This window comes from Actinoplanes ianthinogenes (assembly GCF_018324205.1).
In the GTDB taxonomy this organism is placed as follows: Bacteria; Actinomycetota; Actinomycetes; order Mycobacteriales; family Micromonosporaceae; genus Actinoplanes; species Actinoplanes ianthinogenes.
Genome location: NZ_AP023356.1, coordinates 2,261,331 through 2,280,991, shown reverse-complemented (window position 1 = coordinate 2,280,991; position 19,661 = coordinate 2,261,331). Strand labels below are relative to the sequence as shown.

Here is a 19,661-nt window from a genome sequence, read left to right as displayed (position 1 = left end):
AGCTCGGTCTTGGGCTGGCGTGCATGGCCGTATCCGGTCGCGTGATACGGCCATGAGGACCAGCCCGGCCTTGGGCTGGCTTTCTTGGCCCTATCCCGCGTCCGGATACGGCCATCAGAACCAGCTCGAGGCTTTGGGCTGGCTTGTATGGCCGTATCCGGTTGCGGGATAGGGCCGTGTGGACCAGCTCGGTCTTGGGCTGGCGTGCATGGCCGTATCCGGTCGCGTGATACGGCCATGAGGACCAGCCCGGTCTTGGGCTGGCTTTCTTGGCCCTATCCCGCGTCCGGATACGGCCATCAGAACCAGCTCGGGGCTTTGGGCTGGCTTGTATGGCCGTATCCGGTTGCGGGATAGGGCCGTGTGGACCAGCTCGGCTTTGGGCTGGCGTGCATGGCCGTATTCGGGCGCGGGATAGGGCCATGAGGGCCAGCCCGGACCTTGCGCGGCTGCCACTGGGAGTGCGGGCTGCGGGGGCGCGGCCGGACTGGGACGAGGCACCCGGGGTCGGGTGGCGTAGGACGGAACCGGCAGCATGGGCGCGTGGGCGACGATCTTTTTGTGCGATGGGCGGCCGAGGCGGACGGCGCGCGGGTCTGGCGGCGGCCCGGGGCGACCGTGGTGGCCTGTGCCGACCTGGCGCACTGGGACCGACTGGTGATGAGCGGCGACCCGGACGCGCTGGCCGGGCTGGTCCGCGAGGTGCTGCCCGAGGTGGGCGCGACGTTCCGGCCGTTCGGCCCGGAGGAGCTGGTCGCGGCGGTCGTCGCTCGCGCTCCTGAGCTGGAGGTCAGCGCCCACTTCGCGTGGATGGACATCACCGAGCCGATCGGCCCGGCGGCCGTGACCGAGCCGGGACCGACGGGGCAGAGCGGAACGGCCCGGTGGCTGGTTGAGGACGAGTGGCCCGAGGTGACGGCGCTGCTGGCGGAGTCCTTTCCGGATTCCTACGCGCGGCCCGGGGAGGCCGGCGTCCGGCGCTGGGCGGGGATCCGGGACGCGGACGGGCGGCTGGTCGCCGTCGCGGCGGACGCCTGGTCGACTTCGGCGATCGGGTTCCTTGCCGGGGTGACCACCCGCCCGGACGCCCGGGGGCGGGGACTGGCGGCGGCCCTGTGCCGGTTCGCCGCCGACGAGATGTTGATCGGCCGCGAGCGGGTGGCGCTGCTTGCCGACTACGTCAACGTGGCGGCGGTGGCCACGTACCGGAAATTGGGCTTTGAAATCCGCAGGGTGGCCGCGGCCCGGCAGCGATGAGAGACGCGGGTGGCCGCGGTCCGGCGGTTATGAAGCGTGGGGCGGGTGGCCGCGGCCCGGCGGTGATGAGCGTGGCGCGGGTGGCCGCTGCCGGCAGGGGACGAGGAGGGCGTGGGGGAGTGTCAGTGGGCGCGGCGGCCGGTCCAGAGCAGGTATTCCCAGTTCATAGCGCCGCCGCCGACGTCGAAGCGCTGGGCCAGCGCGGTCAGCGCCGCGTCGAGCGCCGCCACCCGTTCCGGCTCGGCCGCGATGTTGCGGTAGACCGCGATCGTCGGCCCGTAGTTCCGCTTGAAGTAGTCGACGAACGCCTCCGCCGTACCGAAATGATCGACCCGCAGGTCCCGGCGTTCCGCGCGGACCGCGACGGCCCGGTCCCCGAACAGGGTCGCGACGTGCGCCGGATCCCCCCAGCGCGGCGGCGGCGTGGCGCCGGGCGGCGGCGGAGCGGCGAACGGCTTCAGCGTCGCGAACATCTGCCCGATGAAGCCCTCCGGCGTCCAGTTCGCCAGCGCGATCGTGCCGCCCGGCCGGCACACCCGCAGCAGCTCGGCGGCCGCCCGCTCGTGGTGCGGGGCGAACATCACGCCGATGCAGGAGATCACCGTGTCGAACTCGGCGTCCTGGAACGGCAGCGCCTCGGCGTCGGCCTCGGTCCAGATCAGCTTCGCGTCGGCGCGCTGCTCGCCGATCCGGAGCAGCTCCGGGCTGAGATCACTCGCGGTCACCTCGGCACCGGTGTGGGCCGCCGGCAGGGCCGCGTTCCCGGTGCCGGCCGCGACGTCCAGCACCCGCTGCCCGGGGCCGATCCCGGCCGCCTCGACCAGGACCGGGCCGAGCGGGGCGACCACGTCGGCCGCCACCGTCGCATAGCTGCCGGACGCCCACATGGCACGGTGCTTGCTCTTGAGCTCGAAATCAGTCATGTCACCGACGGTAGGATTCGCGCCGGACCCGGCCTAGTACACGATCTGTACCGGAGGTGGTCGCCTTGGGAGCGTCCTACGGTCAGTTCTGCCCGGTGGCGAAGGCGATGGAGCTGCTCGACGAGCGCTGGACGCTGCTGGTGATCCGGGAGTTGATCTCCGGCAGCCGGCGCTTCAACGACCTGCGCCGCGGCCTGCCCCGGATGTCGCCGACGCTGCTGTCCCGGCGGTTGCAGCAGCTGGCCGCGGCCGGCCTGATCGAGCGGACCCCGACCGGCGCCGAGGTGGAGTATTCGCTGACCCCGGCCGGTCGGGAGCTGGAGCCGATCGTGCACGCCCTGGGCGTCTGGGGGACCCGCTGGATCCCGGAGATCGGCGACCCGGACCTCGACCCGAAACTGCTGCTCTGGGACATGCACCGCCGGGTGGATCACGAGGCGGTGCCGGACCGGCGGACGGTCCTGCGGTTCTGCTTCCCGGCGGCGGCGCGACCGGTCCGGGACTGGTGGCTGGTGATCACGCAGGGCGAGGCGGACGTCTGCGACGCCGATCCCGGGCACGAGGTGGACGTGCTGGTCACCGCGGATCTGCGGTGCCTGACCGACGTGTGGCGCGGCGCGCGCTCGTGGGAGTCGGCGCTGCGCTCCGGCGAGGTGAGCCTGGAGGGCCGGGAGGCGCTGCGACGCGCCGTCCCGGCCTGGTTCCAGTTGATGACGTTCGCGGCCGTCCCGAGACCTAGCTGATCCGGAACTTGGCGGACTGGAGGGCGGTCAAGCGCGAGTTCGGCCCGACCAGCAGCTCGAAGTCGCCGGGCTCGACCACCCGGACGCCGTCCGCGGTGACCAGCGTGCAGTCCGCGGCCGGGATCTCGATCTCCACGGTCACGCTCTCGCCGGCCGGCACGGTCACCTGCCGCCAGCTCTTCAGCTCGCGGTGCGCCCAGGTCACGCTGGTGACCAGGTCACTCACGTACGCCTGGACCGTCTCCAGCGCCGGCCGCGTCCCGGTGTTCGACAGCCGTACGGTAGCCCGCACCACCCCGTCCACCGGCACGTCCGGCTCCCCGATGGCCAGCCCGTCGTAGACCACCGTGGTGTAGCTGAGCCCCTCGCCGAACGCGAACAGCGGGTCCTGGGTCAGGTCGGCGTACCGGGAGCCGTGCTGACCGCGCAGCTGGTTGTAGTAGACCGGCTGCTGGCCGACGTGCCGGGCGGCCGAGATCGGCATCCGGCCGCTCGGCTCGATCAGCCCGAGCAGCAGCTCGGCGATCGCCTGCCCGCCGCGCATGCCGGGGTTGAACGCCTGCACGATCGCGGCCGCGTTCAGCGCCGACTCGGGCAGCGCCAGCGGCTTCGAGTTCACCAGCACGACGATCATCGGGGTGCCGGTGGCGGCCACCGCGTCCAGCAGTGCGATCTGCCCGCCGAGCAGCTCCAGCGTGGCGGTCGAGCAGCCCTCGCCGGTCAGGTTGACGGTGTCGCCGACCACGACGACCGCGTAGTCGGCGTCGGTGGCGGCGCGGACCGCCGCGTCCAGCTGCGCGGCGTCGACCGGCGCGGACTCGGCGATCGGCGGGCGCGGCTGCCCGTCCTGGAACGTCGGGCCCTCCGGGTCCGGCACCAGGTGCTGGATCTCGGCGCCCCGCTCGTAGGTGACCTCCCAGCCGGCCGGCACCGTGGCCCGGATCCCGTCCAGCACGGTCGCGGTCATCTCCCGCGGGTGGCCGTCCGGCATCCAGCCGACCTGGCCCGAGTTGCCGGCCCAGTCGCCGAGCTGGGAGGTGACGTCGTCCGCGTTCGGCCCGAGGACCGCGATCCGGCGGGTGGCGGCGGACGGGTCGATCGGCAGCGTGCCGTCGTTGCGCAGCAGCACCAGGGAGCGGCGGGCCACCTCGAGGTTGAGCGCGGTGTGCGCGGCGCTGCCGATCACCTCGCGCTGGCGCTCGACGTCGCCGGTCCGCGGGTTCTCGAACAGGCCCAGCTCGAACTTGAGGCTGAGGATCCGGCGGACCGCGGAGTCGATGTCGGCCTCGTCCAGCAGACCGCGTTCGATCGCCTCCTGGGCGCCCTCGAAGAACCCGGGGGTGGTCATCACCAGGTCGTTGCCGGCCTTGACGGCGAGCGCGGCGGCCTCGGCGTAGTCGGCGCAGACCTTCTGCTCCCAGACCATCCGGCCGACGTTGTCCCAGTCGGTGACCAGGGTGCCGGTGAAGCCCCACTCGCCCTTGAGCACGTCGTCGAGCAGCCACTTGTTGGCGGTGATCGGCACGCCGTCCATCGACTGGTAGCCGAGCATGAACGCCCGGCAGCCCTCCTTGGCGGCCCGCTCGAACGGCGGGAGGAACCAGGACCGCAACTTCCGGCGGCTGATGTCGGCCTCGCTGGCGTCCCGGCCGCCCTGGGTCTCGGAGTAGCCGGCGAAGTGCTTGGCGGTGGCCAGGATGCCGGTCGGGTCGGCCAGACCGTCGCCCTGGTAGCCCCGGATCATCGCGGCGCCGAGCTCGCTGATCAGCAGCGGGTCCTCGCCGAACGTCTCGTCGGTGCGGCCCCAGCGCAGGTCGCGGGAGATGCACAGGACCGGGGAGAAGGTCTGGTGGATGCCGGTGGCGGACACCTCGATCGCGGTCACCCGGGCGACCCGCTCGACCAGCTCCGGGTCCCAGGAGGCGGCCATGCCGAGCTGGGTCGGGAAGATCGTGGCGCCCGGCCAGAACGAGTGGCCGTGAATGCAGTCTTCCGCGGTGAGGAGCGGAATTTTCAGTCGCGTGCGGGCCAGCAGCTCACTGGCCTCGATCAACTTGGCCGGCGACGTGTGCAGGATGGATCCGGCCAGCTTGTCCTGGATGATCTCGGCCAGGTCCTGACGGGCGTCGAGCTGCAGCATCTGACCCACTTTTTCGGGCAGGGTCATCCGGCTGAGCAGGTCGTCCACCCGTGCCTCGACGTCGAGGGACGGATCGAGGTAAGGGAAGTCTGCGGGCACGCGGGCCTCCGGTCGTCACGACCGCGAAGCACGGTCTGCCAAACACGAACGACACGGAGTCTTCCAGTCCGGAACCGGTTCCGGCACCCCGGGTCGGTTCCGGAACTTTCTCCATTCCCCCGGACGGCTTGCTGACGGCAGGGGAAACATCCAGAAACGGGTGGGAACCCGAGCGGCAGATTCGCGTCGATCCGGGTAGGGTCCGAGAAGGTTCGAACGGATCGGAGCTTTTCGATCACTCTATGTGATCGTCCGGACGGCGTCGAGGGGGAGCATGGGTTCGGCCGACCTGGTGTTGCGAAACACCTCGCAAGCGATCGACCACATCTCGGGCATCTGTTTCAAAACCGGTCCACCGCGCCGCGTCGGCGTCGAGCTGGAATGGACCACGCACCGCGCCGGCGACCCGGCCGCCCCCGTGGGGGCCGACGAGCTGCGCGCCGCGCTGGGGGTGCACACGCCGGCCACCCTCGGCAACCCGGAGCCACGACCGTTGCCCGCCGGCGGCACGGTCACCGTCGAACCCGGCGGCCAGGTCGAGATCTCCTCGGCCCCGGCCGACTCCCTGACCGCCCTGCACGCCTCGGTCACCACCGACCACGCGGCCCTGACCGCGCTGCTCGCCCGCGCCGGCCTGGTCCTCGGCGACCGGGGCCTGGACGAGCACCGCGAACCCCGCCGGATCCTGGACACCCCGCGCTACGCGGCGATGGAACGCTCCTTCGACCGGGCCGGGCGCACCATGATGACCGGCACCGCCGGCCTCCAGATCTGCCTCGACGCGGGAGAGGCCGGCCAGGTCGCCGAACGCTGGGCGGCGCTGCACGAGTTCGGGCCGCCGCTGCTGGCACTTTTCGCCAACTCCCGGGTGCACGCCGGGCGGGACACCGGCTGGGCGTCCGCCCGGATGGCCGCCTGGTACGGCATCGACCCCCGCCGCGCCGGCCCGGTCCCGGGGAACAACCCCGCCCGGGACTGGAGCCGCTACGCCCTGAGCGCCCCGCTGCTCTGCGTGCGGCAGGACGGTGACCGCTGGGACGCCCCGCCCGGGATGACCTTCGCGGACTGGATCGAGGAGCACCGCCCCGGACGGCTCGGCGTCCGCCGGATCGGGTCGCGCCGGCCCCGCGTCGGTCGCCCGCCCACCGTCGCCGACCTGGATTACCACCTCAACACCCTGTTCCCGCCGGTCCGTCCCCGCGGCTATCTCGAGGTCCGCTACCTCGACACCCAGCCCGGGGGCGAGTGGATCGCTCCGGCCGCGGTCGTCACCACGCTGCTGGCGGACCCGGCGCTCACCGGACGGGCCAGGGAGATCGCCGCCCCGGCGGCGGGCCGGTGGCGGCCGGCCGCGCGCGCCGGGCTGCGGGATCCGGCCGTCCGGGCGGCGGCGGCCGGGCTCGCCGAGCTGGCCTGCCGGAACCTCGATCGCACCGGACTGCCGGCTGCCGTCCGGGAGGGGATCTCCGGCGTCCTCCAGCAGCGCCTCCAAGCAGAGCGGGAAGTGAAGGGAAGCACACGGTGACCACGGACAAGAATCTGATCGCGGCAGAACTGGAGCGGACCCGGGCCCGGACCGCCCTGCTCACCGACGCGGTCGACGACGACGATCTCGTGCAGCAGCACTCCCCGCTGATGTCCCCGCTGGTCTGGGACCTGGCGCACGTCGGCAACCAGGAGGAGCTCTGGCTGGTCCGGGACGTCGGCGGGCGGGACCCGCTGCGGCAGGACATCGACCACCTGTACGACGCGTTCAAGCACGCCCGGCGGGATCGGCCGGCGCTGCCGCTGCTCGACCCGGCCGAGGCCCGCACATACGTCGCGCAGGTCCGGGACAAGGCCCTGGACGTGCTGGACCGGGTGCGGCTGGACGAGCGGCCGCTGGTCGACGGCGGGTTCGCGTTCGGGATGATCGTGCAGCACGAGCAGCAGCACGACGAGACCATGCTGGCCACCCACCAGCTGCGGGCCGGCGGGCCGGTGCTCTCCGCTCCGCCGCCGCCGCCGCCCGGCAACCGGCGGGTGCGCGGCGAGGTGCTGATCCCGGGCGGGCCGTTCACCATGGGCACCGACACCGACCCGTGGGCGCTGGACAACGAGCGGCCGGCGCACGTGGTGGACGTGCCGGCGTTCCTGATCGACGCGGCGCCGGTGACCAACGCGGCCTACCTGGAGTTCATCGACGCCGGGGGATACCAGGACCCGCACTGGTGGAGTGCGCGCGGCTGGGCCCACCGGCAGGAGGCGGGGCTGACCGCGCCGATGCACTGGGCCGGCGAGGGGCTCGCGCGGCAATTCGGGCAGATCGTTCCGCTGGAGATGACCGCGCCGGTCGTGCACGTCAGCTACTTCGAGGCCGAGGCCTACGCGCGCTGGGCCGGGAAACGCCTGCCCACCGAGGCCGAGTGGGAGAAAGCCGCCCGCTGGGACCCGGAGACCGGCCGCTCGCGCCGCTTCCCCTGGGGCGACGACCCGCCCGGCCCGGAACACGCCAACCTCGGCCAGCGGCACCTCGCCCCGGCCCCGGTCGGCGCCTACCCGGCCGGCGCGTCGCCGCTCGGCGTGCACCAGCTGATCGGCGACGTCTGGGAGTGGACCTCGTCCGACTTCCACGGGCACCCCGGCTTCCGCGTCTTCCCCTACGCCGAGTACTCCGAGGTCTTCTTCGGCGGCGACTACAAGGTGCTGCGCGGCGGCTCGTTCGGCACCGACCGGGCGGCCTGCCGGGGGACGTTCCGCAACTGGGACCACCCGATCCGGCGGCAGATCTTCAGCGGCTTCCGCTGTGCCCGGGACCTGCTCTGATGTGCCGCCACCTGGCCTATCTGGGGCCGCCCGCGCGGCTCGCCGACCTGCTGTTCGACCCGCCGCACGCGCTGGCGCACCAGGCCTGGGCGCCCCGGGACATGCGCGGCGGCGGCACGATCAACGCGGACGGCTTCGGGGTCGGCTGGTTCGCCGGCGAGACCCCGATCCGCTATCGGAGCGCGATGCCGATCTGGTCGGACGCGGCGCTGCCGGCGCTCGCGGCGGCCACCACGTCCGGCGCGATCCTGGCGGCGGTCCGCTCGGCCACGGCCGGCATGCCCGTGGTGGAGACCGCGGCCGCGCCGTTCCTCGACGGCCGGTGGCTGATCAGCCACAACGGCGTGGTCCGGGGCTTTCCCGGCAGCCTGGCCGGGCTTGCCGCCGAGCTGCCGGTGCAGGAGCTGCTGACGCTGGAGGCACCGACCGACTCCGCCGCCCTGTCGCGATACATCGGGCACCACCTGCGGGCCGGGAAGCCGGTCGACGAGGTGGTCGCCACGCTCGTCGCCGAGATCCGCACGACCGCGCCCGGCTCCCGGCTGAACCTGCTGCTCACCGACGGCGAGCAGATCATCGCCAGCACGGCCGGCCACTCGCTCTCGGTCCGCGCCACCGCCGGCGCGGTCCTGGTCGCCTCCGAGCCGCTGGACGACGACCCGGCCTGGCGACCCGTTCCGGACAACCACCTGCTGATCGCCACGTCCACCGACGTATCACTGGGAGAGGTATGACTTCGCTGGAGAAGCATCTCGACGAGCGTGACCTGGCCCGGTCGCTGCGCACCGACGTGCGCGACGGCCTCACCGCCACCCCGAAACGCCTGCCACCGAAGTGGTTCTACGACGCCCGGGGCAGCCTCCTCTTCGAGGACATCACCCGGCTTCCGGAGTACTACCCGACGCGTACCGAGCGGGCCATCCTGGAGGCGAACGCCGCCGAGATCGCCCGGATCACCGAGGCGAAAACCCTGGTCGAGCTCGGGTCCGGCTCGTCCGAGAAGACCCGGCTGCTGCTCGACGCGATGCTCGGGCGGGGCACGCTCGGCGCCTTCGTCCCGCTGGACGTGTCCGAATCCGCCCTCCGCTCCGCGGTCGACGCGCTGACCGTCGCCTACCCCGGCCTGAGCATCACCGGCGTGGTCGGCGACCTGACCCGCCACCTGCGGCACCTGCCCGACGGCGACAGCCGGGTGGTGGCCTTCCTGGGCGGCACGATCGGCAACCTGATCCCGGCCGAGCGCTCCGCCTTCCTCACCGACCTGCGCGCCGCGCTGCACCCGGGGGAGTGGCTGCTGCTCGGCGCCGACCAGGTCAAGGACCCCGCGGTGCTGGTGCCCGCCTACGACGACGCGGCGGGCATCACGGCCGAGTTCAACCGGAACGTGCTGCGCGTCATCAACCGCGAGCTGCGGGCCGATTTTGATCCTCTCGCCTTCGACCACGTCGCGCGCTGGGACCCGGACCACGAGTGGATCGAGATGCGGCTGCGCTCGACCCGCGCCCAGCAGGTGCACATCCACGACCTGAACCTCACGGTCGGGTTCGCCGAGGGCGAGGAGCTGCGCACCGAGATCTCCGCCAAGTTCCGGCGCGCCGGTCTCACCGCCGAGCTCGCCGCGTCGGGCTTCGCCCTCCGCCACTGGTTCGCCGACCCGCGGGACTGGTTCGGCGTCGCTCTGGCCCAGGCCGCCTAGACGCTTTCGGTACGCCCGGAGCCCGGTCTCGTGGCAGCGCGTCGCGAGGCCGGCCCCGGCTGCGGGTCTTGACGCGGCGTGCGGTGATGGAACTCTCTCAGGAGAGAGGTGGGGGAGATGAGATTCGCGTCGCCGGACTGGCCGGGCTGGCGGGACCATCGGGCCGAGCTGCGGCGGGGGCTGGCCGCCGGGCGGCTCCCGATGATCGGGGTGCCGGGCGCGCCGGACGGTCGCATCGACGGGTGGGGCAGCAGCGACGACCTGCTGACCTCGGTGACCGTGCGATATGGCGACCCCGAGTCGTGGCTGGCCGTGGAGACCGCGCGGTGGGCCGGGACCGGTGGGGCGTCGGCCGGGCTGCGCGAGGTGCTCGAGGAGTTGCTGCGGGAGGCCGGCATCCGGTTCGCCGACGTGCCGTGGAGTGAGTCGCAGGCGCCGGTCCTGGTCGACGGGCGGGCGCTGACCGCTCAGGTGATGCACGCCGGAGCGGACTGGTGGGCGGCCCGGATCGTGCTGGAGGCCGGGTTGTTCGGCGAGGTGGAGGTGGGGCTCCGGGCGTACCGTAAGCGGTTTGAACCGCGCCTGGGGATGCTGCCCGGCGCCGAGATCGCCGAGATGCTCGACGCGCCGCTGCCGGAGCCGTCGCAGGAGCCGGAGCCGTCGCCCTCGCTCGAGCCGCCGGCCGGTGAGCCGCACCGGGTCCTGGTCGACATGGTGTTGCGGGAGGCGATCGAGTCGGAGGTCTGGCAGGCCGAGGGCGGTCCGGTGCCGCGGCTCCCGGCGTCGTGGCGTGCGCTGTGGGCGGCCGCGGTGGATCGCCAGGCGGAGCTGTCCGGCCAGTCGCGGGAGGCCGCCGACGCCGCGATCACCGACCTGTTGTCGCAGCTGACCACGCTGTCCCGGGAGGCGCCGTGGTTCCGCGCCGACGCGGGCCGCCGGGAACGCGCGATCAACGAGACCCTGCTCCACGTCACCGGCCTGTCGACGCGGGTGCCGAGCCGCCCGGCCCAGCAGGCGTGGCGCGCCCAGCAGGACGCGGCCCATCCCCGCAACGCCGCCGAGATCAAGGCCCGCATCGAGGCCAAGGCTCACTGGCTCAACGCCTGGCACACCTGGTCCCAGCGTCCCTGACCCATCCGGCGTGTCGATGGCCGCCTGGATCGTCGCTCCCTGCTCCTCGCCCACGGTCACCAGCCGGACGCCGGTGGTAACCGTCAGTCGACCGCGCAGGCGGTCGGGTCCAGGGTGCCGTCTCCGCATTCATGAGGTGAAGGGCGGCGCGGCGCGCGAAGGTGAGTCCGGGCACGGCGTGGTTGCCGTGGGGAATGTGAGTTGATACGGTTCTCTGCATAGTCATGCGGAGGTGGGTGTTCTCATGGGAGTCCGGGTCGCGGTTGCCGGAGCAAGTGGTTATGCCGGTGGAGAGTTGTTGCGCCTGCTCGCCGGGCACCCCGAGTTCGAGCTGATCGCGGCGACCGCGCACAGCCAGGCCGGGCAGCACGTGACGTCCGTGCACCCGCAGCTGGCCGGTCTCGACCTGACCCTCGGCACCACCGACGCGGCCACGCTCGGCGACGCTGACCTGGTCTTTCTCGCGCTGCCGCACGGGCAGTCGGCGGCCGTCGCGGCCCAGCTCGACGAGGGCGTCAAGGTCGTCGACCTGGGCGCCGACTTCCGGCTGGAGAGCGCCGAGCAGTGGACCCGTTACTACGGTGGTGGCCACGCCGGCACCTGGACCTACGGCCTGCCCGAGCTGCCCGGCGCCCGCGACGCGATCCGCGCCGCCGACCGGGTGGCGAACACGGGTTGTTATGCGGCCACCATCATCCTGGCCCTGGCCCCGCTGATCGCCGCCGGTGTCGCCGACCCGGAGGACGTGGTCGTGGTCGCCAGCTCCGGCACCTCCGGCGCCGGCCGCAACGCCAAGGCGCACCTGCTGGCCAGCGAGATCATGGGTGACCTCTCGCCCTACAAGGTGGGCGCGCACCAGCACGTCGCCGAGATCAAGCAGGCCACCGGCGCCGCGTCGCTGTCGATGACCCCGATCCTGGCGCCGATGCCGCGCGGCATCCTGGCGACCGTCACCACGAAGCGGCGCAACGGCGGCGACCCGCGCGAGGCACTCCAGGCGGCCTACGCGGACGAGCCGTTCGTGCACGTGCTGCCCGAGGGCGCTTGGCCGCACACCGCGGCCACCTCCGGTTCCAACTCGTGCCACCTCCAGGCCACGGTCGATGTCGACTCGGGCCGGATCATCGTGGTCAGCGCGCTCGACAACCTCGGCAAGGGCGCCGCCGGCCAGGCGGTGCAGAACGCCAATCTCATGTTCGGCCTGCCGGAGACGGCCGGCCTCAGCGTCTACGGAGTCGCACCGTGACCGTCACCCACCCGAAGGGCTTCAAGGCCTCCGGCGTCGCCGCCGGGCTCAAGGCCACCGGAAACCCGGATGTCGCCCTGGTCGTCAACGACGGCCCCGACTACACCGCCGCCGCCGTCTTCACCGGTAACCGGGTGAAGGCCGCGCCGGTGCTCTGGAGCCAGCAGGTCCTCCGGGGCGGCGTGGTCCGCGCGGTCGTGCTCAACTCCGGCGGCGCCAACGCCTGCACCGGCTCGCAGGGCTTCCGCGACACCCACGCGACCGCCGAGCACACCGCGTCGGTGCTGCGCTCGACCAAGAAGCTGATGATCGGCCCCGGCGACATTGCGGTCTGCTCGACCGGCCTGATCGGCGAGCTGCTCCCGATGGACAAGCTGCTGCCGGGCGTGAACGCCGCGGTCAAGGCGCTCGCCGCGGACGGCGGGCCGAAAGCGGCCGAGGCGATCATGACCACCGACACGGTGGCGAAGAACGCGGTGGCCCAGCGCGAGGGCTGGTCGGTCGGCGGCATCGCCAAGGGCGCCGGCATGCTCGCCCCGGCCCTGGCCACCATGCTCGTGGTGATCACCACGGACGCCTCGGCGGACAACGAGACCCTCGACGCGGCGCTGCGCGCGGCCACCCGGGTCACCTTCGACCGGATCGACGCGGACGGCTGCATGTCGACCAACGACACCGTGCTGCTCCTGGCCAGCGGCGCCTCGGACAGGCAGCCGACGCTCGCCGAGCTGACCGCCGCGGTCACCGAGGTCTGCCACGACCTGGCCCAGCAGCTGATCGCCGACGCCGAGGGCGCCACCAAGCACATCGCGATCGAGGTGGCCGGCGCCGCGAGCGAGGCCGACGCCGTGCAGGTCGGCCGGACCGTGGCCGGCAACAACCTGGTGAAGACCGCGTTCTTCGGCAACGACCCGAACTGGGGCCGCATCCTCGCCGCGGTCGGCACCACCAGCGCCGCCTTCGAGGCGGACCGGATCGACGTGGCGATCAACGGTGTGTGGGTGTGCAAGAACGGCGCCGCCGCCGAGGACCGGTCCAAGGTCGACCTCTCCGGCCGCGACGTGCGGGTCACCATCAACCTGCACGAGGGCGAGATGAACGCGACGATCTGGACCACCGACCTGTCGCACGCCTATGTTCACGAGAATTCGGCTTACAGCTCATGAATCCTCTTCAAAAGGCAGAAATCCTGATCGAAGCGCTCCCGTGGCTGGAGCGCTTCCACGGCGCGACGATCGTGGTCAAGTACGGCGGAAACGCCATGATCGACCCATCGCTCCAGCGCGCCTTCGCGACAGACATGGTCTTTCTCCGCCATGTCGGGATCAAGCCGGTCGTCGTGCACGGCGGCGGTCCGCAGATCAGCCGGATGTTGAAACGACTGGGCATCGAGTCCGAGTTCCGCGGTGGCCTGCGCGTCACCACGCCGGAGACGATGGAGGTCGTCCGGATGGTGCTGACCGGTCAGGTCGGCCGGGAGCTGGTCGGCCTGATCAACCAGCACGGTCCCTATGCGGTGGGCCTGTCCGGGGAGGACGCGGGGCTGTTCACCGCGGTCACGCGGGGGGCTCTCATCGACGGCGAGGAGGTCGACATCGGCCAGGTCGGCGACGTCGACCGGGTGAACACCTCGGCCGTGGACGACCTGATCGCGGCCGGCCGGATTCCGGTGATCGCCACCGTCGCCCCCGACGCCGGCGGCTTGCTGCACAACGTGAACGCGGACACCGCCGCCTCGGCGCTCGCGGTCGCCCTCGGCGCGCGCAAACTGGTCGTGCTGACCGACGTGCCCGGCCTTTACGCGAACTGGCCGGACACCTCGTCGCTGACCAGCGAGATCGACGCGGACAGGCTGGAGAAACTGCTGCCTTCCCTGGAGTCCGGGATGGTGCCCAAGATGGAGGCCTGCCTGCGCGCGGTGCGCGGCGGAGTCCCGTCGGCGCACGTCGTCGACGGCCGGGTCGCCCACTCGACGTTGCTCGAAGTCTTCACGGAAGAAGGATTCGGAACCATGGTGGTCCCCTCATGAGCCTGTCCGAGCGGTGGCAGGCGTCGATGATGAACAACTACGGCACGCCGTCGCTGGCCCTGGTCAAGGGCGAGGGCGCGGTGCTCACCGGCGAGGACGGCAAGGAGTACGTCGACTTCCTCGGCGGCATCGCGGTCAACGCCCTCGGGCACGCCCACCCCGGCGTGATCGCCGCGGTCACGAGTCAGATGCAGCAGATCGGGCACGTCTCCAACCTGTACATCGCCGAGCCCCCGGTCGCCCTCGCCGAGCTGCTCCTGGCCCTGGCCGGCCGCGCCGGACGGGTGATGTTCTGCAACTCGGGCGCCGAGGCCAACGAGGCCGCCTTCAAAATCTCGCGGCTGACCGGCCGCACCCACATCGTCGCCACCGAGGGCGCGTTCCACGGGCGCACCATGGGCGCGCTGGCCCTGACCGGCCAGCCGGCGAAACGGGATCCGTTCCAGCCGCTGCCGGCCGAGGTCACCCACGTCCCGTTCGGCGACGTCGCCGCGTTGGAGGCGGCGGTGACCACCGCGACCGCGATGGTGATCCTGGAGCCGATCCAGGGGGAGAACGGCGTGGTCGTGCCGCCGCCCGGATACCTGTCGGCGGCACGGGCGATCACCGAGAAGGCGGGTGCGCTGCTCGCCCTGGACGAGGTGCAGACCGGCATCGGGCGTACCGGCCACTGGTTCCACCACCAGAGCGAGGGCGTCGAGCCGGACGTCGTGACCCTGGCCAAGGGGCTCGGCGGTGGCCTGCCGCTGGGCGCGTGCATCGCGTTCGGCCGGGCCGCGGACCTGCTCACGCCGGGCTCGCACGGGACGACGTTCGGCGGGAATCCGATCGCCTGCGCGGCGGGGCTGGCCGTGGTCCGGACGATCGCCGGCGAGGGGCTGCTCGATCACGTCAAGCGCGTGGGGGAGCGGTTGCGGCGGGGGATCGAGGGACTGAACCACCCGTACGTCAAGCATGTCCGCGGCGCGGGCCTGCTCCTGGGCATCGTCCTGAACCGGCCGGAGTCCGCGGAGATCGCAGCGCAGCTGCGCGAAGCGGGTTTCCTGGTCAACCCGGCGAAACCGGACGTGATCCGGCTCGCCCCGCCCCTGATCATCTCCTCCGATCAGGCCGACGCCCTGATCGCTGCCCTGGACGGTATCCGGTGACCCTGCGCCACTTCCTCCGCGACGACGACCTGAGCCCGCAGGAGCAGTCCGAGGTCCTCGACCTGGCCGCCGCGATGAAGGCGAGCCGGTTCGAGCACACGCCGCTGGCCGGCCCGCGCTCGGTCGCCGTCTTCTTCGACAAGGCCAGCCTGCGCACCCGGCTGTCGTTCGAGGCCGGCATCGCCGAGCTGGGCGGCCAGCCGATCATCGTGGACACCCAGAACACCCACTTCGGCCGGGGCGAGAGCCTCGCCGACGCCGGCCGGGTCGTGTCCCGGTACGTGGCGGCCATGGTCTATCGCACCCACGGGGACGAGCGGCTCGCCGAGCTGGCCTCCGGCGTCGACGTCCCGGTGATCAACGCGCTCTCCGACGGGTACCACCCCTGCCAGCTGCTGGCCGACCTGCTGACCATCCGGGAGAAACTGGGGTCGACCCAGGGGAAGATCCTGGCGTACGTCGGCGACGCCGCCAACAACATGGCCCACTCCTACCTGCTGGCCGGCGCCACCGCCGGGATGCACGTGCGGGTGGCCGGCCCCTCCGGCTTCGACCCGGCCCCGTCCGTGGTCGCCCGCGCCGCGGAGATCGCCGCGTGGACCGGCGGCTCGGTCGAGGTGCTGCGCGACCCGCGTGAGGCGGTCGACGGCGCGCACGTGGTGGCCACCGACACCTGGACCTCGATGGGGCAGGAGGCCGACGGCAAGGACCGGCTCACCCCGTTCCGGCCGTACCAGATCAACAGCGCGCTGCTGGCCAAGGCCGCGCCCGAGGCGATCGTGCTGCACTGCCTGCCGGCGCACCGCGGCGAGGAGATCACCGACGAGGTGATGGACGGCCCGCAGAGCGTCGTCTTCGACGAGGCGGAGAACCGGCTGCACGCGCAGAAGGCTCTGCTCACCTGGCTGTTGGCGGTCAACCAGGCATGAGCGGTCCGATCACCAGGGCGGGGCGGCACGCCCGGATCGTGGAGCTGATCCGGAGCCGGACGGTGCGCTCCCAGACCGAACTGGCCGACCTGCTCGCCGCCGAGGGCGTGCAGGTCACCCAGGCCACGCTCTCCCGTGACCTGGAGGAGCTGAACGCGGTCAAGGTCAGCGGCGCCTACCTGATCCCGGAGGACGGCAAGCGGCCGCTGCGCGAGACCACCGGGCAGGGCCCGGCCCGGCTGATCCGGCTGCTCAAGGAGCTGCTCACCGGCGTCGACGCGAGCGGCAACATCGCGGTCCTGCGCACCCCGCCGGGCGCCGCCCAGTTCCTGGCCAGCGCGCTGGACCGCTCCGGCCTCGCGGACGTGGTCGGCACCATCGCCGGCGATGACACCATCCTGGTCGTGGCCCGGGACAACGGGCCCACCTCGGGCGCGGCCCTGGCCGAGAAACTCGGCAACTGGAGCCGGTCGGACGCCGATCCTCGTGAGGAGCACCAATGATCTTCTCGTCCGCGGTGGAGACACGTTTCCCCGACTTCGCCGACCACACCGGCAAGCTGACCGGACTCGGCGTGGAGTTCTTCCTCGCCTCCAACGAGACGGTCCGCCCGCAGCTCAACGAGCTGCCGTACGGCCACAAGCTGAACTGGCTCGACTTCACCGACACGTCCGAGCGGGACTGGTCGGTGCGGGACTTCCTCAACCTGTTCAACGTGATCAACGGCATCGCGTTCGGTGACCGGGGCATCCCGATGCCGCAGTGGGTGATGGTCGACCTGATCCTGATGCCGGCCGCCGCGCTGATCGCGAGCCTGCCGCAGGACGAGTTCGCGGCCATGGTCGAGCGCAGCACGTTCCGCTTCGACACCGACGTGAAGCAGCTGCTGCGCAAGGTGCAGGAGGACATGCGGGCCAGCGGATACACCGGCCCGGTCCCGGTCGGCGGCTACTGCGCGGCGCCCTCGGCCGAGCCCGGTCGCTGGGTCGGCTGGTCGCTGTGGTCGCTGATGCCGGCCGTCGGGCTCGGCAAGGCGGCCAAGGCGCTGGCACTCTCCGCGTACCGCGCGCAGAAACTGGACGGCGTCACCCAGTACGACAACAGCGCCCTCAAGGTGCACACCGAGTTCGGCGCGCTGAAGGTGCTGGTCGCCACCGTGCCGTTCCACACCTCGCCGGGCTCGTTCGTCTACCAGTCCGACCTCACCCTGCCGGCCGGTTTCCGGGATCCGGAGCCGACGTTCCTGCTCGACCCGTTCGACTACGACCGTCAGCAGGCGATGCAGAAGGACATCGAGGCGGGGCGCTGTGAGTTCTATGTCCTGCCGCCCGGGCACGTCCGGCAAGACGGTAAGACGTACGTGCCGATTCTCGAAAAGGAACTGTCCCGATGACCAAGCGCAAGATCGTTCTCGCCTTCTCCGGTGGGCTGGACACCTCGTACGCCCTCGTGGACTTCCGCGAGAAGGGCTGGGACGTGGTGACCGCCAACATCGACACCGGTGGCCTGCACAGCGGTGAGGCCGAGGCCGTCAAGGCCCGTGCCGAGGAGCTGGGCGCCGTCGAGCACCACGTGGTCGACGCCCGCGCCGAGCTCTACGACCGCGTCGTCACCTACGCGATCAAGGCGAACTACCTGCGCAACGGCGCCTACCCGTCGTGCGTCGGCGCGGAGCGGCTGATCCAGGCGGAGAAGGTCGTCGAGGTCGCCCTCAAGGTCGGCGCCACCGGCATCGCGCACGGCTCCACCGGCGCCGGCGCCGACCACGTCCGGTACGACGCGGTGATCCGCGCCCTCGCCCCGCACCTGGAGATCATCACCCCGGTCCGGGACGAGCGCCTGGTCCGCGAGGAGGAGGCCGAGTTCCTGCGCAGCCGCGGCTTCGCGGTCAGCGAGAAGGTCAAGAAGTACTCGATCAACGAGGGCCTGATCGGCACGTCGATCGGTGGTGAGGAGACCTACGGCTCCTGGGAGTACCTCCCGGAGGACGCCTGGACCTACACCAAGTCGATCGCCGACGCCCCGGACGAGGGTGTCGAGCTGCACCTCAGCTTCGACAAGGGTGTGGTGACCTCGGCCGTCGTGGACGGCGAGCCGCTGGTCTCCGAGGACGCGCCGAACTACGCGATCCTCTCCGCGCTCAACGTCCTCGGCGGCGAGCACGGCGTCGGCCGCGGCATCCACATGGGCTCCACCATGGTCGGCAACCTGGCCCGGGTCGGCTTCGAGGCCCCCGGCATGCTGATCCTCATCGCCGCCCACCGTGAGCTGGAGAAACTGGTCCTCTCCAACCGCCAGCAGGCCACCAAGGCCCAGCTCGGCAACACCTACGGCGACCTGCTCCACGAGGCCGTCTACTTCGACCCGATCATGGACGACTTCCGGGCGTTCCTGGACTCCAGCCAGACGAGGGTCACCGGCACCGTCCGGGTCAAGCTGCACAAGGGCAACATCGTCCTGCTCGGCTCGTCGAGCCCGCACAGCCTGCTGGACGCCGCGACCCGCGCGGGCATCGTGTACGGCCACGGTTCCTCGGCGTGGACCGGGGAGCAGGCGCGGGCCTTCGCCCACATGTATGCGATGCCGGGCAGCATCGCCCGCCTGGCCGCCTCGCCGGCCGAGTAGGGACCGCTTCACCCACGGCACGCCCACCGCTTCCGGTGGGCGTGCTTTCCTTTTCGGTACGCCTAGAGCGCGGTGGGTGGGGGCTCCGCCCGCAGGACGCGCTGAATCACCTCGTAGACCCGCTCCGGGGTGATCCCGTGCCGCTGAGCGATCCCGTTCACGTCGTGCCCGTCGGCGTACTCGGCGACGATGGCGTCCTCGTCGACGGCGGGCTGCGGCGGCGGGTAACCGGGCACCTGATGTCCGGGCGGTCCGTAAGCACCCGGCGGGGCGTAGTAGCCGGGTGGCAATGGTTGCCCGGGTGGCGGGTAGTAGGCCGGCGGCGCTTGCTGGGCCGGCGGTGGGTAGTAGGCCGGCGGTGTTGCTTGGGCGGGTGGCGCTTGGTAGCCCGGGGGTGCTGGCTGGGCCGGGGGCGCTTGCTGTTCCGGCGGTGGGTAGTAGCCCGGCGGTGTTGCTTGGGCGGGCGGCGCTTGGTAGCCCGGGGGTGCTGGCTGGGCCGGGGGCGCTTGCTGTTCCGGCGGTGGGTAGTAGCCCGGCGGTGTTGCTTGGGCGGGTGGCGCTTGGTAGCCCGGGGGTGCTGGCTGGGCCGGCGGCGGGTAGTGGGCCGGGGGCGCTTGCTGCTCGGGTGGCGGGTAGTAGCCCGGCGGCGAGGGATAGCCCTGCGGCGCGGGATATCCGGCCGGCGGGTAGTTGCCCGGCGGGGCGTAGTAGCCCGGCTGCGGCGGATGCTGCCCCGCCGGCCCGACCTCACGCTCGACCACCGCATAGACCTGCTCGACGGTCATCCCATAGCGCAGGGCGATGCTCTGCACGTCGTAACCGTCACCGAACTCGGCGACGATGCGATCCACCCAGCTCGGCTCAGCGTCGGTCACGTCGCCAACCTACCG

Annotated in this window: 18 protein-coding genes; 15 read left to right on the top strand and 3 right to left on the bottom strand. The window is 72.0% G+C overall.

The genetic code is table 11. The features are described from left to right. Window positions 1-543 precede the first annotated feature (543 nt). Complete coding sequence (locus Aiant_RS10460) at window positions 544-1,257, top strand: GNAT family N-acetyltransferase (protein WP_189333397.1); 714 nt, start codon at window positions 544-546, stop codon at window positions 1,255-1,257. Window positions 1,258-1,379: 122 nt separating this feature from the next. On the opposite strand, the gene Aiant_RS10455 is transcribed toward Aiant_RS10460, so the two are convergent. Continuing rightward, entirely contained in the window at window positions 1,380-2,180 is an 801-nt protein-coding gene (locus Aiant_RS10455) for a class I SAM-dependent methyltransferase (RefSeq protein ID WP_189333398.1), read from the bottom strand. A 65-nt stretch (window positions 2,181-2,245) separates the two neighbouring features. Between Aiant_RS10455 and Aiant_RS10450 the strand changes: the two genes are divergently transcribed. Beyond that, window positions 2,246-2,923, top strand: a complete 678-nt coding sequence (locus Aiant_RS10450; RefSeq protein WP_189333399.1) for a winged helix-turn-helix transcriptional regulator — start codon at window positions 2,246-2,248, stop codon at window positions 2,921-2,923. Here Aiant_RS10450 and Aiant_RS10445 read toward each other — a convergent pair. Continuing rightward, the gene (locus tag Aiant_RS10445; RefSeq protein WP_189333400.1) at window positions 2,916-5,162 is read right to left on the bottom strand and encodes an exo-beta-d-1,3/1,6-glucosidase; all 2,247 of its coding nucleotides are present in this window, start codon (window positions 5,160-5,162) and stop codon (window positions 2,916-2,918) included. The genes Aiant_RS10450 and Aiant_RS10445 overlap by 8 nt on opposite strands. 274 nt (window positions 5,163-5,436) lie before the next feature. Here Aiant_RS10445 and egtA point away from each other — a divergent pair, with 274 nt between their 5' ends. From egtA to argG, 13 genes are all read left to right on the top strand, one after another. After that, entirely contained in the window at window positions 5,437-6,687 is a 1,251-nt protein-coding gene (egtA, locus tag Aiant_RS10440) for an ergothioneine biosynthesis glutamate--cysteine ligase EgtA (RefSeq protein ID WP_189333401.1), read from the top strand. Beyond that, complete coding sequence (egtB, locus tag Aiant_RS10435; RefSeq protein ID WP_189333402.1) at window positions 6,684-7,967, top strand: ergothioneine biosynthesis protein EgtB; 1,284 nt, start codon at window positions 6,684-6,686, stop codon at window positions 7,965-7,967. The genes egtA and egtB overlap by 4 nt, the downstream gene beginning before the upstream one ends. After that, a complete protein-coding gene (gene egtC / locus Aiant_RS10430; protein ID WP_189333403.1) occupies window positions 7,967-8,701 on the top strand; it encodes an ergothioneine biosynthesis protein EgtC in 735 nt (244 codons plus the stop codon). Before egtB ends, egtC begins: the two co-directional genes overlap by 1 nt. Beyond that, window positions 8,698-9,663 (top strand): L-histidine N(alpha)-methyltransferase, encoded by a 966-nt coding sequence (egtD, locus tag Aiant_RS10425; protein WP_189333404.1) that lies wholly within the window; start codon window positions 8,698-8,700, stop codon window positions 9,661-9,663. The genes egtC and egtD overlap by 4 nt, the downstream gene beginning before the upstream one ends. Window positions 9,664-9,780: 117 nt before the next feature. Beyond that, the gene (locus Aiant_RS10420) at window positions 9,781-10,794 is read left to right on the top strand and encodes a hypothetical protein (RefSeq protein WP_189333405.1); all 1,014 of its coding nucleotides are present in this window, start codon (window positions 9,781-9,783) and stop codon (window positions 10,792-10,794) included. A 244-nt stretch (window positions 10,795-11,038) separates the two neighbouring features. Continuing rightward, on the top strand, window positions 11,039-12,040 hold the full coding sequence (gene argC, locus Aiant_RS10415; RefSeq protein ID WP_189333406.1) for an N-acetyl-gamma-glutamyl-phosphate reductase: 1,002 nt from the start codon (window positions 11,039-11,041) through the stop codon (window positions 12,038-12,040). Continuing rightward, complete coding sequence (gene argJ, locus Aiant_RS10410) at window positions 12,037-13,206, top strand: bifunctional glutamate N-acetyltransferase/amino-acid acetyltransferase ArgJ (protein ID WP_189333407.1); 1,170 nt, start codon at window positions 12,037-12,039, stop codon at window positions 13,204-13,206. Before argC ends, argJ begins: the two co-directional genes overlap by 4 nt. Then, window positions 13,203-14,069 carry an acetylglutamate kinase gene (gene argB / locus Aiant_RS10405; RefSeq protein ID WP_189333408.1) on the top strand — a complete coding sequence of 289 codons (867 nt, stop codon included), beginning with the start codon at window positions 13,203-13,205 and terminating at the stop codon, window positions 14,067-14,069. Before argJ ends, argB begins: the two co-directional genes overlap by 4 nt. Then, window positions 14,066-15,217, top strand: coding sequence for an acetylornithine transaminase (locus Aiant_RS10400; RefSeq protein ID WP_189333409.1), 1,152 nt, complete (start codon window positions 14,066-14,068; stop codon window positions 15,215-15,217). Before argB ends, Aiant_RS10400 begins: the two co-directional genes overlap by 4 nt. Next, window positions 15,214-16,146 carry an ornithine carbamoyltransferase gene (gene argF, locus Aiant_RS10395; RefSeq protein ID WP_189333410.1) on the top strand — a complete coding sequence of 311 codons (933 nt, stop codon included), beginning with the start codon at window positions 15,214-15,216 and terminating at the stop codon, window positions 16,144-16,146. The genes Aiant_RS10400 and argF overlap by 4 nt, the downstream gene beginning before the upstream one ends. Beyond that, window positions 16,143-16,649: an arginine repressor gene (locus Aiant_RS10390; protein WP_189333411.1), complete on the top strand. Its 507-nt coding sequence runs from the start codon at window positions 16,143-16,145 to the stop codon at window positions 16,647-16,649. Before argF ends, Aiant_RS10390 begins: the two co-directional genes overlap by 4 nt. Beyond that, the gene (locus Aiant_RS10385; RefSeq protein ID WP_189333412.1) at window positions 16,646-17,539 is read left to right on the top strand and encodes a hypothetical protein; all 894 of its coding nucleotides are present in this window, start codon (window positions 16,646-16,648) and stop codon (window positions 17,537-17,539) included. The genes Aiant_RS10390 and Aiant_RS10385 overlap by 4 nt, the downstream gene beginning before the upstream one ends. After that, entirely contained in the window at window positions 17,536-18,771 is a 1,236-nt protein-coding gene (argG, locus tag Aiant_RS10380) for an argininosuccinate synthase (protein WP_189333413.1), read from the top strand. Before Aiant_RS10385 ends, argG begins: the two co-directional genes overlap by 4 nt. 62 nt (window positions 18,772-18,833) lie before the next feature. Here the strand turns inward: argG and Aiant_RS10375 are convergent, their stop codons facing one another. Continuing rightward, window positions 18,834-19,646, bottom strand: a complete 813-nt coding sequence (locus Aiant_RS10375) for a hypothetical protein (RefSeq protein ID WP_189333414.1) — start codon at window positions 19,644-19,646, stop codon at window positions 18,834-18,836. Between the last annotated feature and the right edge of the window lie 15 nt (window positions 19,647-19,661).

Bases quoted from the DNA above. Each gene is read 5' to 3' on its own strand.
- egtC (WP_189333403.1), top strand. From the start codon at position 7,967: ATGTGCCGCCACCTGGCCTATCTGGGGCCGCCCGCGCGGCTCGCCGAC.
- argG (WP_189333413.1), top strand. From the start codon at position 17,536: ATGACCAAGCGCAAGATCGTTCTCGCCTTCTCCGGTGGGCTGGACACC.
- Aiant_RS10455 (WP_189333398.1), bottom strand. From the start codon at position 2,180: ATGACTGATTTCGAGCTCAAGAGCAAGCACCGTGCCATGTGGGCGTCC.
- argB (WP_189333408.1), top strand. From the start codon at position 13,203: ATGAATCCTCTTCAAAAGGCAGAAATCCTGATCGAAGCGCTCCCGTGG.
- Aiant_RS10400 (WP_189333409.1), top strand. From the start codon at position 14,066: ATGAGCCTGTCCGAGCGGTGGCAGGCGTCGATGATGAACAACTACGGC.
- egtA (WP_189333401.1), top strand. From the start codon at position 5,437: ATGGGTTCGGCCGACCTGGTGTTGCGAAACACCTCGCAAGCGATCGAC.
- Aiant_RS10385 (WP_189333412.1), top strand. From the start codon at position 16,646: ATGATCTTCTCGTCCGCGGTGGAGACACGTTTCCCCGACTTCGCCGAC.
- Aiant_RS10420 (WP_189333405.1), top strand. From the start codon at position 9,781: ATGAGATTCGCGTCGCCGGACTGGCCGGGCTGGCGGGACCATCGGGCC.
- egtD (WP_189333404.1), top strand. From the start codon at position 8,698: ATGACTTCGCTGGAGAAGCATCTCGACGAGCGTGACCTGGCCCGGTCG.
- Aiant_RS10390 (WP_189333411.1), top strand. From the start codon at position 16,143: ATGAGCGGTCCGATCACCAGGGCGGGGCGGCACGCCCGGATCGTGGAG.
- argC (WP_189333406.1), top strand. From the start codon at position 11,039: ATGGGAGTCCGGGTCGCGGTTGCCGGAGCAAGTGGTTATGCCGGTGGA.